The following is a 17,049-nucleotide window of genomic DNA, read 5'->3' as shown; positions in this document are numbered from 1 at the left end:
GATGCACATGGATAAAAGAAATTCGGACCTGGTCCAGCGCTTCGTTCGGCTGCCTCTTGCACAGCGCAAGCTCTTTCTCGAGAAGCTGACCGACAAAGGCATCAGCCTTGCGCAGTTGCCCATTCCGGTGGTGCGCCATGAGGTAGAAAACCGCGAGCTTTCCTATGCTCAGCAACGCCAATGGTTCCTTTGGCAATGGGAGCCGGACAGCGCGGCCTACAACATTCCCACTGCCTTGAAGTTCAAGGGTGAGCTGGACACGGCTGCACTGCGGCGCAGTTTCGAAACGCTGATAGCTCGTCATGAGACGCTGCGCACCACCTTCCACCTGGAGGGTGAGCAGGCCGTGCAACGGCTGCACGATGATCAACCTTTCGAACTGTCGCTGGAAGTACAGGAGCAGGCAGACGAGCAGGCCGTTCGGGGTTGGGTCGAGGCCCAAGCGCGTCAGCCTTTCGACCTGGCTAACGGGCCGCTGTTACGGGTCAAGCTGTTGCGCCTGGCGGAGCACGAACATGTGCTGGCCGTTACCCTGCACCACATTGTCTCCGACGGTTGGTCCATGCCGGTGATGGTGGAAGAACTCGTGCGCCTTTATGAAGGCTACAGCCAGGGCCAGGCGGTCACGCTGCCGGAGCTGCCCATCCAGTATGCCGACTACGCCATCTGGCAGCGTCGCTGGATGGAAGCTGGGGAGCAGGAGCGCCAGCTGGCCTACTGGAAGGAGCAGCTGGGCGATGAGCAGCCGGTCCTCGAATTGCACACCGACCGACCACGCCCTGTCGTACCGAGCGGTGCCGGTGCTTGTGTCGGCATCAGCGTGCCGGCTGAGCTGGCCGCTTCGCTCAAGCAATGCGCGCAGCAGCAGGGGGTGACGCTTTTCATGCTGTTGCTGGCGAGCTTCCAGGTGCTGTTGCACCGGTATACGGGGCAGGCGGACATTCGTGTGGGTGTGCCAGTGGCCAACCGCAACCGGGTGGAGACGGAACGCTTGATCGGCTTTTTCGTCAACACACAGGTACTCAGAGCCGAGTTCGCTGCGGGTGTCAGCTTCAATGACCTATTGGCGCAGATCAAACAGCGTGTGCTGGGTGCCCAGGCCCATCAAGACCTGCCATTCGAGCAATTGGTCGAAGCCTTGCAGCCTGAACGGAGCTTGAGCCATAGCCCCTTGTTCCAGGTGATGTACAACCACCAGACCCAGGTCAAGGGTGAGCGCCACAGCTTGCCGGGCCTGGAGGTCGAAGGGGTGGCCTGGCGCAATGACACGGCACAGTTCGACCTGAAGCTGGATACCGTCGAGCACGCGGGTGGGATCGAGGCCGCACTGACCTACGCAACCGATTTGTTCGAGGCTTCAACCCTTGAGCACATGGCGCAGCATTGGCGTAACCTGCTGGAAGGTATTGTCCGCCAACCTGCGCAGCAGGTCGCTGAGTTGCCTCTGTTGAGCCCGCAAGAGCAGCAGGCGATGGTGCAGGGTTGGAACGCCACCGCAGCCGAGTTCCCAGGCGAGCGCAGCATTCACCAACTGATCGAGGCCCAGGTGTTCGCCACCCCGGGCGCCCCAGCGTTGGTGTTCGGTGAGCAGACCCTGAGCTACGCCGAACTCAACGGTAAAGCCAACCAGCTGGCGCACAAGTTGCGTGAACTGGGCGTTGGCCCGGACGTGCTGGTGGGCATCGCCATGGAGCGCAGCCTGGAGATGGTCATCGGCTTGCTGGGTATCGTCAAAGCCGGTGGTGCCTACGTGCCGCTGGACCCGGAGTACCCACAGGACCGCCTGAGCTACATGTTCGAGGACAGCGGCATCGCCTTGCTGCTGACCCAGTCGCACCTGCGTGATGCCTTGCCGATCCCGGCTGGCCTGTGCAGCCTGGACCTGGATTGCGAAAACCTCGAAGGCTACAGCGATGCCAATCCGAACATCGACGTAGCCCCGCTGAACCTTGCCTACGTGATCTACACCTCCGGCTCCACCGGGCGCCCGAAAGGCGCTGGCAATAGCCATCAGGCGTTGGTGAACCGCCTGTGGTGGATGCAGAAGGCCTACGGCCTGGACGCCAGCGACAGCGTGCTGCAGAAAACCCCTTTCAGCTTCGACGTGTCGGTGTGGGAGTTCTTCTGGCCGCTGATGACCGGCGCGCGCCTGGTCATGGCCCAGCCGGGCGCCCACCGCGACCCGCAGCTGCTGGTCGAGACCATCAACCAGTACGCCATCAGCACCTTGCACTTCGTGCCGTCGATGCTGCAGGCGTTCATGACCCACGAAGCGGTGGAGAGCTGCCGCAGCCTCAAACGCGTGGTGTGCAGTGGTGAAGCATTGCCAGCCGAGCTGGCCCGCCAGACCCTGCAGCGCCTGCCGGCAGCGGGCCTGTACAACCTGTACGGCCCGACCGAAGCGGCCATCGACGTTACCCACTGGACCTGCCGCCCGGACGAAAGCATCAGCGTGCCGATCGGCCAGCCGATCGACAACCTCAAGACCCACATCCTCGAAGGCAGCCTGCAACCGGCGGTACGTGGCAGTGCCGGCGAGCTGTACCTGGGCGGTGTAGGTCTGGCGCGCGGTTATCACCAGCGCCCGGCGCTGACTGCCGAGCGCTTTGTGCCGGACCCGTTCAGCGACAATGGCGGGCGCCTGTACCGCACCGGCGACCTGGCGCGTTACAACGCCGAGGGCGTCATCGACTACGCCGGGCGTATCGACCACCAGGTGAAGATCCGCGGGCTGCGTATCGAACTGGGCGAGATCGAAGCGCGCCTGCTGGAATTGCCAGCGGTGCAGGAAGCGGTGGTGCTGGCCCAAGACGGGCCAAGCGGCAAGCAGCTGGTGGGTTATGTGGTGCCAGCCGACAGTACGCAAGACGAGGCCGCGTTGCGCGACAGCCTGCGTGAGGCCCTGAAGGTCGGTCTGCCGGACTACATGGTCCCGGCGCACTTGCTACTGCTGGCCAAACTGCCGGTCACGCCGAACGGCAAGCTGGACCGCAAGGCCCTGCCGCAACCGGACGCCAGCCTGCTGCAAGGCGAGTACGTGGCGCCACAAAGCGAGCTGGAACAGCAAATCGCGGCGATCTGGGCCGATGTACTGAAGCTGGAGAAGGTCGGCCTGACCGACAACTTCTTCGAGCTGGGCGGCGACTCGATCATCTCGCTGCAGGTGGTGAGCCGAGCGCGCCAGCAAGCCATCCAGTTCACCCCCAAAGAGCTGTTCCTCAACCAGACCGTGCAAGCGCTGGCAGCGGTCGCCCGGCGTGCGTCCCAAAGCGTCATCGATCAGGGGCTGGTGACGGGTGCTACGCCATTGCTACCGATTCAGCACTGGTTCTTCGAGGCGAAGATGCCAGCGCCCCATCACTGGAACCAGTCGGTATTGCTGGCGCCCAGCGAAACACTGCTGGCAGACCCCCTGAATGCCGCGTTGCTGGCCCTGGTCGAGCATCATGACGCACTGCGACTGCGCTTCGGGGCGCAAGCCACCTTCGGCGCCCCTGAACCGACCGCGTTGTTGTGGGTCAGGCCGTGTGCAGATGAACAGGCGTTGCATCGCGTCGCCGATGAGGCACAACGTAGCCTGAACCTGGAACAAGGCCCTTTGCTGCGTGCCGTGCTGGTCGAGATGCCCGAGGGTGAGCAGCGCCTGTTGCTGGTCATCCACCACCTGGCGGTGGACGGTGTGTCGTGGCGGGTGCTGCTGGAAGACTTGCAACAGGCCTACCAGTCGCTGCGTACAGGGCAAGCGCTGAAGCTGCCGGCCAAGACCAGTGCGTTCAAGGCCTGGGCAGAGCATATGCAAGCTTACGCCCAAGGCGCCGAACTGCAGGCCGAGCTGGGCTACTGGCAGGCGCAGTTGCAGGGCGCCAGCGATGCCTTGCCTTGCGACCATCCGCAAGGGGGCAACCAACAATGCCATGCCGCTTCGGTCAGTACCCGCCTGGACCGGGAAACCACTCGCCAGCTGTTGCAGGACGCCCCCGCCGCCTACCGCACACAGATCAACGACCTGCTGCTGAGCGCCCTGGCGCGCGTGGTCGGGCGCTGGACCAAGCAAGGCGATGTGTTGGTGCGCCTGGAAGGCCACGGCCGTGAAGACCTGTTCGATGGCATCGACCTGAGCCGCACGGTGGGTTGGTTCACCAGCATGTACCCGGTCAAGCTCAGCCCTCAGGCTGACGTGGCGAGTTCGATCAAGACCATCAAGGAGCAACTGCGCGCGGTACCGAACAAAGGCCTGGGCTACGGCCTGCTGCGTTACCTGGGCGGTGCCGAGGCCAATGCGGCCCTGGCTGCGTTGCCGCAGGGTGAGATCGTGTTCAACTACCTGGGCCAGTTCGATGGCAGTTTCGATGAGTCGGGGTTGTTCGTACCCGCCAAGGAGTATGCCGGCGCCCCTCAGGATGCACAGGCCCCTCTGGGTAGCCTGCTGGCGCTTAACGGGCAGGTTTATGGCGGTGAGCTGAAACTGAGCTGGAACTTCAGCCGGGAGCAATTTGATGAAGCGACGATTGAGCGGCTGGCGGATGACTATGCCGAAGAGCTCAAGGCACTGATCGCTCACTGCTGCCAGCCACAGCACCGCAGTGTCACGCCTTCGGACTTCCCGTTGGCCGGGCTTACCCAGGCGCAGCTGGATGGCCTGCCGGTACCGCCCGAGCAGATCGCCGACGTGTACCCGCTGTCACCGATGCAGCAAGGCATGCTGTTCCACACGCTGTACGAGCAGGAAGCCGGCAGCTACATCAACCAACTGCGCGTCGACGTGGACGGGTTGGACGTGGAGCGCTTCAAGCAGGCCTGGCAGGCCGCGCTCGATGCCCATGACATCCTGCGAAGCGGCTTCGTCTGGCAGGGCGAACTGAACCAGGCAGTGCAAGTGGTGCGCAAACGGGTTGCCCTGCCGTTCAGCGCGCTTGACTGGCGCGCCCAGCCGGCGTTGGAACCGGCCTTGAATGCGCTGGCCGAAAGCGAGCTGCAGCAGGGCTTCGTGCTGGACGAGGCGCCCTTGTTGCGTCTGGTGCTGGTACGGACAGACACCAATCGGCATCACTTGATGTGCACCCATCATCACATCCTCATGGATGGCTGGAGCACCTCTCGGCTACTGGGCGAAGTGTTGCAGCGTTACACGGGCCACACGCTGGCCACCCAGCCTGTGCACTACCGCGATTACATCGCCTGGCTGCAGCAGCAGAGTGCGAGTGCTGCCCAGACCTTCTGGCAGGCCCAACTGGCCAGCCTGGAAGAGCCGACGCGGCTGGCTCAGGTGCTGCGTAACGCGTCGGAGCAAGAACTGCCTGGCCAGGGTGAACTTCATCAGGTGTTCGATCAGGCACTCACCCAGCGCATCGAAGGGTTTGCCCGAGCCAATCGGGTGACCGTCAATACGCTGCTCCAGTCGGCGTGGCTGCTTCTGCTGCAACGCTACACCGGGCAATCCACTGTGTGTTTCGGTGCCACCGTAGCCGGGCGTCCTGCAGAGCTGCCGGGGGTGGAGGAACAGATCGGCCTGTTCATCAATACATTGCCGGTCATTTGTGCACCCCGCTCGGAGCAGAGCGTGGCCGAATGGATCGAACAGGTGCAGGCGAGCAACCTGGCCCTGCGCGAGTTCGAACACACGCCGCTCAATGAGGTTCAGCGCTGGGCAGGCCTTGGGGGCGAGGCGCTGTTCGATACCCTGATGGTGTTCGAGAACTATCCGGTTTCCCAGGCACTTCAGGAAGGGGCGCCGCAGGGGCTGAGTTTCGGCGTGGTTGCGCACCGTGAGAAGACCAATTACCCCCTGACCCTGGCTGCCATGCTCGGGGAAACACTGTCCATCCAATACAGCTATGACCGTGCGAGCTGGAGCGAAGCCAGTGTTCAGCGGGTGTCCGATCACTTGCACAACCTGCTGCAAGCGCTCATTGCGGATGCGAACACTGCGGTGGGAGAGCTGTCGCTGCTCGGCAGTTCCGAGCGCCAGCAGATCCTCCACGAGTGGAACCGCAGCGAAGCCGTTGCGCTAACCGGCAAGTGCGCTCACCAGTTGATCGAAGCACAGGCACACCAGCGTCCGGATGCGCTGGCGCTGGTGTTCGACGACCAACAACTGACCTACCGCGAGCTGGATCGACGCACCAACCAGTTGGCGCGCAAGCTCCAGGCGCAAGGGGTAGCAGCGAACACGTTAGTGGGTATTGCTGCCGAACGAGGGCTTGCGCTGGCTGTAGCCTTGATTGCCATCCACAAGGCCGGTGCGGCCTATGTGCCCTTGGACCCGGACTATCCGCAAGATCGGTTGGCTTATCTGATTCAGGACAGTGGCATCGGCGTGCTGCTGGCGGACGCAGCGTCCATGGCGCGCCTGCCAATTCCTGACGGCTTGCCGTGCGTGGGCCTGGAGCAGGGCGGGCAGTGGCTGGAGCACCTCAGTGCCCAGCCGCTGGAAACACAGGCCACGGCAGACAGCCTGGCGTATGTGATCTACACCTCGGGCTCCACCGGCATGCCCAAGGGTGTAGCCATCGCTCACCATGCGCTGTCGGTATTCTGCGAAGTTGCCAGTGGCTATTCGCGCCTGTCAGCCGAAGACCGCGTGCTGCAGTTCGCGACGTTTAGTTTCGACGGGTTCATCGAGCAATTCTTCCCGCCACTGTCGCGGGGGGCTTGCATCGTGATGCGCGATCAACAGCTCTGGGATACCGACACCTTCAGCCAGCAGATCATTCGGCATGGGGTGACCGTCGCCGACCTGCCTGCCGCCTATTGGCGCTTGCTGGCCCTCGATCGCCGCAAGCCTGAGGCCTATGGCCAATTGAAGCAGATCCATGTCGGCGGCGAAGCCGTGGCCCTCGATGGCCTGCAAGCCTGGCTGGCAGATGGCCCGCCGGCAGTACGGTTGCTTAACACCTACGGGCCGACTGAAGCCACGGTGGTTGCCACCACCTATGACTGCTCGCGCCTGGCCCATGCCCCGGCGGCAGACAGCGGTGTGCCGATTGGCCGTGCATTGCCTGGGCGGGTCATGCGTGCGTTGGACGACGGTTTGTCGCCGACGGCGATTGGCGTAGCCGGTGAACTGTACATTGGCGGTGACGGGTGCCTGGCGCGTTGTTACCACCAGCGTCCGTCGCTGACGGCTGAACGCTTCATCCCCGACCCCTTCGATGAAGTCGGCGGGGGGCGGCTGTACCGCACAGGTGATCTGGGTTACTTCGACGAGCAGGGTGAAATTGCCTACCGTGGCCGCGTAGACCATCAGGTGAAGGTGCGCGGTTTCCGCATTGAACTGGGCGAGATCGAACAGCATGTGCAGGCGCACCCGCAGGTGCGTGAGGCCGCCGTGATCGCTATCGATCAGGCCGCAGGCAAACAGTTGTGCGGCTACGTGGTACCCAACGATGAGGTCGAAGACGAAAGCGACCTGCGTGCCTCCTTGAGGCAGTACCTGAAGGCCAGCCTGCCGGACTACATGATCCCGACCTACCTGGTGATCATGCAGCACATGCCGATGACGCCAAGTGGCAAGCTGGATCGCAAGCGCTTACCGGCTGCCGACCTCGATCAGTCGCAACAGGACTATGTGGCCCCGCAGGGCGTGCTTGAGCAGCAGTTGGCAGAGATTTGGGCGGGCGTACTGAAACGGGAGCAGGTTGGCGTTACCGACAACTTCTTCGAACTGGGTGGCGATTCGATCATTTCCCTGCAGGTGGTCAGCCGCGCCCGTCAGGCCGGTATCCAGTTCTCGCCCAAGGAGCTGTTCCAGCATCAGACGGTTCAGGAACTGGCAGCGGTTGCCCGACGTGTCGTCGGCACTTCGATCGATCAAGGCCGGGTGACGGGTTCGTCGCCACTGACACCGATTCAACACTGGTTCTTCGACGAGGACATCCCCGCTCGGCATCACTGGAACCAGTCGGTATTGCTGCATCCAGGCGAGGTTATTGTCGCCGAGCAGTTGCAGGCTGCGTTGCGCGCGGTGCTCGATCATCACGATGCGCTGCGCATGCGCTTCGAGCAGGTCGTGGGGACATGGCGGGCCGAGTTCAGCGCTGATACGGCGCAGGACCTGGTCTGGGTGCGGACACTGGCCGCAGAAGAAGACCTGCTCGATATCGCAGAGCAGGCGCAGCGCAGTCTGGACCTTGGGCAAGGCCCGTTGCTACGGGCGCTGCTGGTCGGGCTGCCAGATGGCAGCCAGCGATTGCTGCTGGTGATTCACCACTTGGTGGTGGACGGTGTGTCGTGGCGGTTGCTGCTGGAGGACTTGCAGCAGGCCTACCAGTCGCTGAGCGAGGGGCAGTCGGTGAACCTGCCGTCCAAGACCTGCGCGTTCAAAACGTGGGCCGAGCACTTGCAGCGCTACGCTGCAGGCGAACCCTTGCAGGCCGAACTGACCTACTGGCAGAACCAGTTGCAAGGGGCCAGCGATGAATTGCCTTGCGATCACCCACAAGGTGGCAACCAGTTGCAGCACGCCACCTCGGTCAGCACCCGCCTGGACCGCGAAACCACGCGACAACTGCTGCAGGATGCCCCGGCGGCCTACCGCACGCAAATCAACGACCTGCTGCTAACCGCCCTGGCACGCGTAGTCAGCCGCTGGACCCAGCGTAGTGACGTATTGGTGCGCCTGGAAGGTCATGGCCGTGAAGACCTGTTCGATGACGTAGACCTGAGCCGTACGGTGGGCTGGTTCACCAGCATGTACCCCGTCAAGCTCAGCCCGCAGGCCGATCTGGCTGGCTCGATCAAAACCATCAAAGAACAGCTGCGAGCCGTGCCGAGCAAGGGGCTGGGCTATGGCCTGCTGCGCTACCTGAGTGGTACTGAGGCTGCTGAGACGCTGGCTGCGCTGCCGCAGGGCGAGATCGTGTTCAACTACCTGGGCCAGTTCGACGCCAGTTTCGATGAGCAAACAGGGCTGTTTGTACCGGCCAAGGAGTACGGCGGGGCAAGCCACGACGCGCGCGCCCCGTTGGGTAGCTTGCTGGCCGTGAACGGGCAGGTGTACGGCGGTGAACTGGAGCTGGCCTGGTCGTTCAGTTCGCAGCTGTTCGAACGCTCGACCGTCGGTGGGCTGGCAGATGCCTATGCCGAGGAGCTGAGAGCACTGGTGGCTCACTGTTGCCAGGAGCACCATCGAGGCGTCACACCGTCCGACTTCCCATTGGCCGGCCTGACCCAGGCGCAACTGGACAGCCTGCCAGTCCCTGCCTTGCAGGTCGGCGACATCTACCCGTTGTCGCCCATGCAGCAAGGCATGCTGTTCTACAGCGCGCAGGGAGCGGAAGGGGGGATCTACATCAACCAGACGTCGGTGGCTGTGGAAGGCCTGGTGATCGAACGGTTCGTCGAGGCGTGGAATTTCGTGATCGCGCGTCACGATATTTTGCGTACCGGCTTCTGGTCGGCGGCACACTTGGCGCAGCCACTGCAGATTGTTCATCGTCATCTGGACTTGCCCATCCGCGTGCTGGACTGGCGCGACCGCACTGTCACGCAAGAGGCCTTGGAGGCCTTGGCCGCCGCAGAGTCGGGTGAAGCGTTCGACATGATGTTGGCGCCCTTGATGCGGGTCATCCTGGTGCGCCTGGACGACCATCGCATGCAGTTGATCTGGACCCGCCACCACATTCTGATGGACGGCTGGAGTAACGCCAGGCTGCTGGGAGAGGTGTTCCAGGCTTACCATGGCAAGGCTTTCGACAGCCCTAAAGGACGGTTCGGCGATTACATCCGTTGGCTCGATGGACAGCCCCAGGCACAGCTGGAGGCGTTCTGGAGCAGCAAGCTTGGCGCGCTCGAAGGCCCGACCCTGTTGGCGGACAACATCGCACCTAAGCCCTCTGGCGAGCTGACAGGGCATGCCGCGCTCTACTTGCATTGGGATGCCCAGCGCACCGAGTACCTGCGTGAACGTGCCCAGCGTCTGCGCGTGACGCCCAATACGCTCGTGCAGGCGACTTGGCTGCTGTTGCTGCAGCGCTATACCGGCCAACAGACGGTCTGCTTCGGCGCGACCGTGGCCGGCCGCCCGGCCTCGCTGCCGGGTGCCGACGAGATGCTGGGCTTGTTCATCAACACCTTGCCGGTGGTGCAGGCGCCGGAGCCTGCGCAAAAGGTCAGTGATTGGTTGCAGCAACTGCAGAGCTACAACCTGGAGCTGCGCGATCACGAACATGCTGCGCTTTCCAACGTGCAGCGCTGGGCGGGTCGTCCGGGGCAGCCGTTGTTCGACAGCATCCTGGTCTTTGAAAACTACCCGGTGGGTGAGCGCTTGCAGGGCGACGGCAGCAGTACGTTGCAGTTTGGCGAGGTCAATGATCGCGACGTCACCAACTACGCGATGGACCTGGCCGTGCATTTGAATGACACCTTCTCGGTGGAGTTCATGTACCTGCGTAGCCGCTTTACCGAGGCGGCTACCGACGCCATCCGCAGCAGTTTCGAGTGCCTGCTGAGCGCGATGCTGGATGATCCGCACGCCACGATCGGCAGTCTGGAAATGCTCAGTGCCGTACAGCTGCAGCGAGCGGCTCAGCGCAATCTGTTGCAGCCAAGCGAGCCGAATACGCCTCGGCTGGCCCAGCTCATCGCCCGGCATGCGCAGTCATGCCCCGATGCGCTGGCGGTCATCTGCGCCGACCAGCAGTTGAGCTATGCGCAACTGGAGGACCGTGCCAACCGTTTGGCTCATCATCTCATCGGCCTTGGTGCCCGTCCGGAAGTCACCGTGGGGGTCGCTCTGGAGCGGTCCGTCGAGGTGATCGTGGCCTTCCTCGCGGTGATGAAGACGGGTGCTGCCTATGTGCCGCTGGACATTGATTATCCTCAAGAGCGTTTGCAGTGGATTGTCGAGGATTCGGCCATGCACCTGCTGTTGACCAGCAGCGGCTTGCGTCAGCGATTCCCAGAGGTGGAGCATTGCGTGGCGCTGGACCGACTGGCGTTGGCTGAGCAGGTTGCGAGCGTGCCTGAAGTCTCGGTGATGGACGACAACCTTGCCTACCTGATCTACACCTCGGGCTCTACCGGCAAACCGAAGGGCGTCGCGGTGAGCCATGGCCAGATCCGTATGCACTGCCAGGCCATTGCGCAGCTTTACGAGATGGACGCGTCCACCCGCGAATTGCTTTTCATGTCGTTCGCCTTCGATGGTGCCCAGGAGCGCTGGCTGTCGACACTCTCGTCGGGCGGTTGCCTGATCGTGCGTGACAATCGCTTGTGGACTGCCGAGGAGACCTTGCAGGTGCTGCATGAGCAGCGCATCGACATTGCCTGCTTCCCGCCGGCGTACCTGCAGCAAATGGCCGAGTTCGCCGAAAGCCAGCAGCAGGCTGCACCGCCTGTGCGCATTTACTGCTTCGGCGGCGATGCAGTGCCTGATGCGTTGTTCGAGTTGGTCAAGCGCACCTTGCAGCCTCAATACCTGACCAATGGGTATGGCCCCACCGAAACCGTGATCACGCCGCTGCTGTGGAAAGTATCGGCGCAGCAGGCCTGCGCGGCGGTGTATGCGCCGATCGGTGAGCGGGTTGGCCAGCGCACACTGCATGTGCTCGACCAGGACCTCAACCCGTTGCCCGATGGGGTGGCTGGGGAGCTGTACATTGGTGGGGAGGGTGTTGCACGCGGTTACCATCAGCGTGCAGCCCTTAGCGCCGAGCGCTTCGTTGCCGACCCATTCGGCCAGGGGGCACGCCTGTACCGAACCGGTGACCGCGTACGCCGTCGCGCAGATGGGGTGATCGATTTCATCGGGCGCTTGGACAACCAGCTGAAAATTCGCGGTTTCCGCATTGAGCCGGGTGAAATCGAAGCGCGCCTGCGCAATCTGCCCGAGGTCAAGGACGCGGTCGTGGTTGCACGGGAAGGGGCAACGGGCAAGCAACTGGTAGGTTACGTCGTGACCGGCACAGGCGTAACGACGCCTGGCCAGTTGCGCGAGGCCTTGCGCGCCGAGCTGCCGGACTACATGGTGCCCGCGCAGCTTGTGCTGCTGACGGCCATGCCCCTCACCCCGAATGGCAAGATCGACCGTAAAGCGCTGCCAGCGCCTGAGCTGGACGGGCAGCGTGCACGTCTGGCGCCGCGTAACGGTATCGAGCGGGTATTGGTGCAGATATGGCAAGACGTGCTGGGGGTGGAGGCGCTGGGCATCGACGACAACTTCTTTGAACTGGGCGGCGACTCACTGCGCGTGCTGAAAATGCTGTCGAAAGTACGCAGCCACGCTGACCTGCCAATCGAGTTGAAGCTGCGGGATGTGATGGCCAAGCCGACAATCGCTGAGTTGTCTGGCTATTCGGCCGATGAGGCAAGCCTTGACCCACTGCTGTTACTTAACACCCGTGTCGATCAGGCAACACCGCTGTTCTGCCTGCATGCCGGCTTCGGTACGGTGTTCGATTACGAGCCACTGGCGCGCCGCCTGGACGGGCATTGCAGTGTCTACGGTATCCAGTGCCGCATGTTGCTTGACCGCGAGTGGCAAGACGATTCGCTGCAATCGATGGCGATCGACTATGCGCAGTACATCCGCCAGAAGCAGCCCGAAGGGCCATACCGGTTGGCGGGGTGGTCACTGGGTGGGGCGTTGGCGGTCCTTGTCACCCAAGAACTGGAGAGCCAGGGGCAGAAGGTTGCACTGCTGGGTTTGGTTGACAGCTTCATTCCGTCAGCCCCGAGCGAACCGTTCTCTGACGACTGGAGCCAGGATTTGCAGGGCTTCTTGAGTGTGATCCTGGGGGTAGCCAAGGACGACTTGGCGGTGCCTGGCGTTTCTGCCGACAGCGACGTCGTTCACTTGCAGGGTGTGATTGAGCAGATCCGTTCGGCCCAGGCGCTGCAATCGGCCTATGCCGAAATCGACAGTGCCGAACTTGCCCACACCTTCGTCGTGGCCATGCGCTTGAAAGCGCTGTCGCAGCAGCTTGCCGGCCTTGCGCAGACGAAGGCTGTGGCGCATTGCTGGTGGGCTGGGAACGCCGCCGGCGAGGTGCTCGGAGACGCGGTCCATTGCCAGGTGGACGCTGGCCATTACGACATCCTCAAGGCCTCTGAGGTGATCGAAGGGCTGGCCGTGCGGTTGATCCAGGAGGGATCAATGGTGGAGTGAGGGTAGCTTCCAGTTGATTCAAGCATCTACTGCTTGTGCCGCCCTGCGGTGTCAGTCGTCCAGGCTGATACCGCAGGGCTTTTTTTTTAGGCGGCATTTGGGTTGGGTCATGCGTTTGCACAGGGCATGGCACATGCGGCTGCCGAGCGGTGTGATGAGGATGTTTGTAGCTTACGCTGGGGCGTTAACGCGGGGGGGGGGGGGAGGTGATGCGAATGCTGTACGAGGGGAGGCCCCTGGCGTTTTTCGCCAGGGGCCAAGGGGGGGATCAGAAGTCGTAACGCAGGTTCATCTGAGCGTTGCGCGGAGCGCCGTAGTGGCCGTAGTTGCCCGCAAAGCCTGCATAGTATTTCTCATCGAAGAGGTTGTTGAGGTTCAGGGTTGTCGAGAGATGATCGGTGATCTGGTAGCGCGCCATCAGGCTGGCGACGTAGTAGTCATCTTGGGTCGCTCGGGTCTTGTACGACGAGAAGTACAGTGAAGTGCCAGAGTTCCAGTTAAGGCCACCCCCGACGGTCAGTTTGTCGAACTCACCGGGCAGGCGGTACGTGGTCCAGAAACGCAGGGAATCCATCGGCAGTTGCGTCAGCATGCGATCGCCGTCGCCGTTCTCGGTCCTGGAGTAGCTGTAGCCGGTCTGCACATTCCAGCCTGGCAGGATTTCACCAGAAAGCTCAAGGTCAACACCTCTGGTTTTCGCCCCGTTGACAGCTTTATAGGCCTCTTCGCCATTGGTGCTATCGGGGATGGTCTGGCCAGTACGCTCTGCCAGGTTGTCCCTTTCGATCCAGTAGACTGCTGCGCTGGCATTCAAGCGGCTGTCGAAGAACTCACCTTTCCAGCCCATCTCATAGTTCTTGCCCAGCACGGGGTCCAGTACCTTGCCTTCGATGTCGCGCGCGGACTGGGGCTTGAAGATGTCGGTGTAGCTGACGTAAACCGACTGTTCAGGCGTGAGGTCGTAGACAAGCCCTGCATACGGGGTAACCACACCGGTTTCGCCAATGTGATAGTCGGTCGGTGGGCGGGCGATGGTGAGTACTTTTGAGTAGTAGTTGTAGCTGTAGTTAGTCCCCCGGGCGCCGAGGATCAGGTGAAGCTGGTCGGTGAAGTTAAGACGTGTTGCGGCGAAGTAGCCGCTCTGCCGAGAGTTGATGTTGAAGTCCAGCAGCGGAATGTAGCTGTCGGGCTTCTCCATGTAATTGTCCCAGCTGCCGAAATTGAAGGAGTTCGACCCTGAGCCCAGCGCGGAAAAGTGGTCGTTGTTGTACTCGTTCCAGTTCCAGCCGAAGATCAGATCATGCGTTTGGCCGAGCAGCTCGAAGGGGCCTTGCAGGGTGACATCCACGCCTTTCTGGACTTGTTCGGCATGCGCCTTGCCAATGTCGGCAGATGCCTCCAGAGTCACTGGGTCCAGCGACGAGGAGCCACTGGCGGTTTCATAGGTGGCATCGGCAAAATCCCGGTCCACATCCATGTAGTTGGCTGCGACCTTGAACTCCCAGTCGTTGGCCAGCTTCTGCTCGAAATTGAGGGTGTAGTTCAGCGTCTCGTAGTCATCGAACGCCCAGCGCGCCCCCGAACTGGTGGAGCGAGAAAAGTGGGTTTGTTGGCCGTTGCTGTACATCAACGGTACACCTGGGGCGCCGTTGGCCTTGTACTTTTGATAGTCGACGCCGAAACGCACCAGGGTGGTATCGGTGACATCGGCTTCGACCACACCGTAGACAATGTCCTTGCGCTGGCTGTACCAGTCCATGAAAGAGTTGTTGTCTTGCTTGGCTGCAACGAAGCGGCCACGCACATTGCCGCTATCAGTCAGCGGCCCGGACACGTCCGCTTCCAGGCGGTTGTAGTCCCATGAGCCTACCCCGGCCTGTACATAAGACTGAAAATGGCGGGTGGGGCGTTTGTGAATGATGTTGACCACCCCACTGGGGTCGCCGGCACCGGTCATCAAACCGGTCGCACCCCTGACCACTTCAATCCGGTCATAAAGCGCCGTGTCGAAAAAAGTGCTGGGCAAGGTGCGGGTCTGGTTTTCCTGGGTGGTGGTGACACCATCGATCTGGTAGGTGTTGATCTGGCTGCCGCGGGAATAGATGTTGAAACGCTCGCCGCCATCCTGGGACATCGTGATGCCAGGGGTCTGGGTGAGCACATCGGTCATGCTGTGAAGCTGTTGGTCATCCATGCGCTGGCGGGTGATGACGCTGATCGACTGCGGGGTTTCGCGAAGCGACAGGTTCATCTTGGTGGCAGTGTTGGTGACCCCCGTGGTGTAGGAGCCGGTGCCCTCTGTGGTTGCTCCAAGCGCGTGGCTATTTACGCTGGTTGGCGACAGTTCCATCTGGCCTTCGCCGTTCGCAGCAGCGGTCACAGTGACTGTATTGCCATCAATCTGATAACGCAGCCCCGTCCCTTGCAGCAAGGTGCGCAGTGACGATTGCAAATCATGCCGCCCCTTGAGCGCAGAAGAGCGCAGCCCGCTGATGTCTTCCGGGCTGTACAGCAGTTGGGTATCCGTCTGCTGGGCCAGCGCCTGCAGCGCCGCGTTCATGGACTGCGCCGGAATATCCAGGGTCCATTCCTGGGCCTGTACCTGGGCAACCAGCGCGGTGGACAGCGCCAGGCCCAGGCCGATGCGTGACAGCGCACGCTGGGGGCGAAGGGAGTGACGAATCAGTAAGGCTTTGGCGAGCGGGTTGAGCGCACTGGGCAATGGCATGGACATCTGTTGCGTTCTCGTTGGCAGAAGGGGTTTTTATCTATGTGCTGTATGTGACGCAGCACCTGTGAAAAACCGGAACGATTCTTATTGACTGTTTTTTCACAGGTGCTGTTAACCGCGTCACACTGTTCAGAGCTCGCGTGCTACGCGAAAGCCGAGGAAGTCGCCACGGGTGGTCTTGAGGCGGTCGTTGCGGTTGGCCGAGCGCGAGAAGATCGGTGGCTCACCCCAGTCGTTGCCGCGCATGTGCGCACGGATGCACTTAGGGTCCTGGATCCAGGCGCTGCCGTCGCTGGGGGCGCCTTCGTAGCTTTCGTGGTAGCAGTCGGCGACCCACTCGTAGACGTTGCCGTGCATGTCGTACATGCCAAAGGCATTGGCCGGGTAGCTGCCCACGGGGGCGGTGAAGGTGTAGCCATCCCGCGGGCCGTAGGTGTTGGCGTGCTTACTGATCTCGTACTTGCCGGGCTCGTCGAACGGGAAGGGGAACGGGCCGGTGGAACCGCCGCGGGCGGCATATTCACGTTCGGCCTCGCTGACCATGCGGTACGGTTTGCCGGTTTTTTTTGCCAGCCACTCGGTGTAGGCCTGAACTTCGTCATAGTCGACGCAGACCGCAGGCTGGCGGGCTGTCTGTTTGTAGGTGGGTTTGCTGGCTTCGCACCAGCGGCCGGGGCGGTCGTCGCCGCTCTTGATGACGGTGCCGGTGGCCTTGATGTAGGCGTCCAGCTCGCCGGCGGTGACCTGGTAGCGGCTCATGGCGAAAGGCTTGGCGAAGGTCACGGTATGCAGCGGGCCTTCGTCGGGCTGGCGGCCGGCTTCGTCGTCGGGTGCGCCCATCACGTAGCTGCCGGCAGGCAGTACTACCATCTCTGGGCAGTCCTTGCAGTCCTGGAAAACGTCACCTGGCTTGGCCGCATGGGCGTAGGCGCTGACGAGCAGCAGGCAGGTGATCTGGGCTGGTCGGTAGAGCCAGGTTTTTGCGTTCATGAGTGGTCCTCGGAGCGGGTGAATGCGTGCGGCGTTACGCATTCAGACGAGCCGGGGCGGTGAATAATTAACCAGCGGCCCCTGATGACTCAGGTGTACGCCAATCACTGTAGGAGCATGTAGTTGCCAGCCGGAAAACGCCGGGCTATAGTCCTGGCCATTGATCTCTTCCTGAAGACCTGTTCATGCCAGCCATCACTTCCACCCCATGCTTTGCCATCGC

Annotated in this window: 3 protein-coding genes; 1 reads left to right on the top strand and 2 read right to left on the bottom strand. The window is 62.2% G+C overall.

The annotated features are described in order from the left end of the window. Positions 1-7 precede the first annotated feature (7 nt). Positions 8-13,105: a non-ribosomal peptide synthetase gene (locus ACSSU5_RS04070; RefSeq protein WP_492560653.1), complete on the top strand. Its 13,098-nt coding sequence runs from the start codon at positions 8-10 to the stop codon at positions 13,103-13,105. 268 nt (positions 13,106-13,373) lie between these two features. Here ACSSU5_RS04070 and ACSSU5_RS04065 read toward each other — a convergent pair whose 3' ends face one another. Both ACSSU5_RS04065 and pvdO read right to left on the bottom strand, forming a co-directional pair. Continuing rightward, positions 13,374-15,839 (bottom strand): TonB-dependent siderophore receptor, encoded by a 2,466-nt coding sequence (locus ACSSU5_RS04065; RefSeq protein ID WP_264312052.1) that lies wholly within the window; start codon positions 15,837-15,839, stop codon positions 13,374-13,376. A 126-nt stretch (positions 15,840-15,965) separates the two neighbouring features. Continuing rightward, the gene (gene pvdO, locus ACSSU5_RS04060; RefSeq protein WP_264312053.1) at positions 15,966-16,826 is read right to left on the bottom strand and encodes a dihydropyoverdine dehydrogenase; all 861 of its coding nucleotides are present in this window, start codon (positions 16,824-16,826) and stop codon (positions 15,966-15,968) included. Positions 16,827-17,049 lie beyond the last annotated feature (223 nt).

The sequence above is a fragment of the Pseudomonas sp. E1MeOHC2 genome (genome assembly GCF_058745025.1).
Note: the sequence above shows the minus strand (reverse complement) of the source record. Positions and strands in the feature narration are given on the sequence as shown.

Bases quoted from the DNA above. Each gene is read 5' to 3' on its own strand.
- ACSSU5_RS04070 (WP_492560653.1), top strand. From the start codon at position 8: ATGGATAAAAGAAATTCGGACCTGGTCCAGCGCTTCGTTCGGCTGCCT.
- ACSSU5_RS04065 (WP_264312052.1), bottom strand. From the start codon at position 15,839: ATGTCCATGCCATTGCCCAGTGCGCTCAACCCGCTCGCCAAAGCCTTA.
- pvdO (WP_264312053.1), bottom strand. From the start codon at position 16,826: ATGAACGCAAAAACCTGGCTCTACCGACCAGCCCAGATCACCTGCCTG.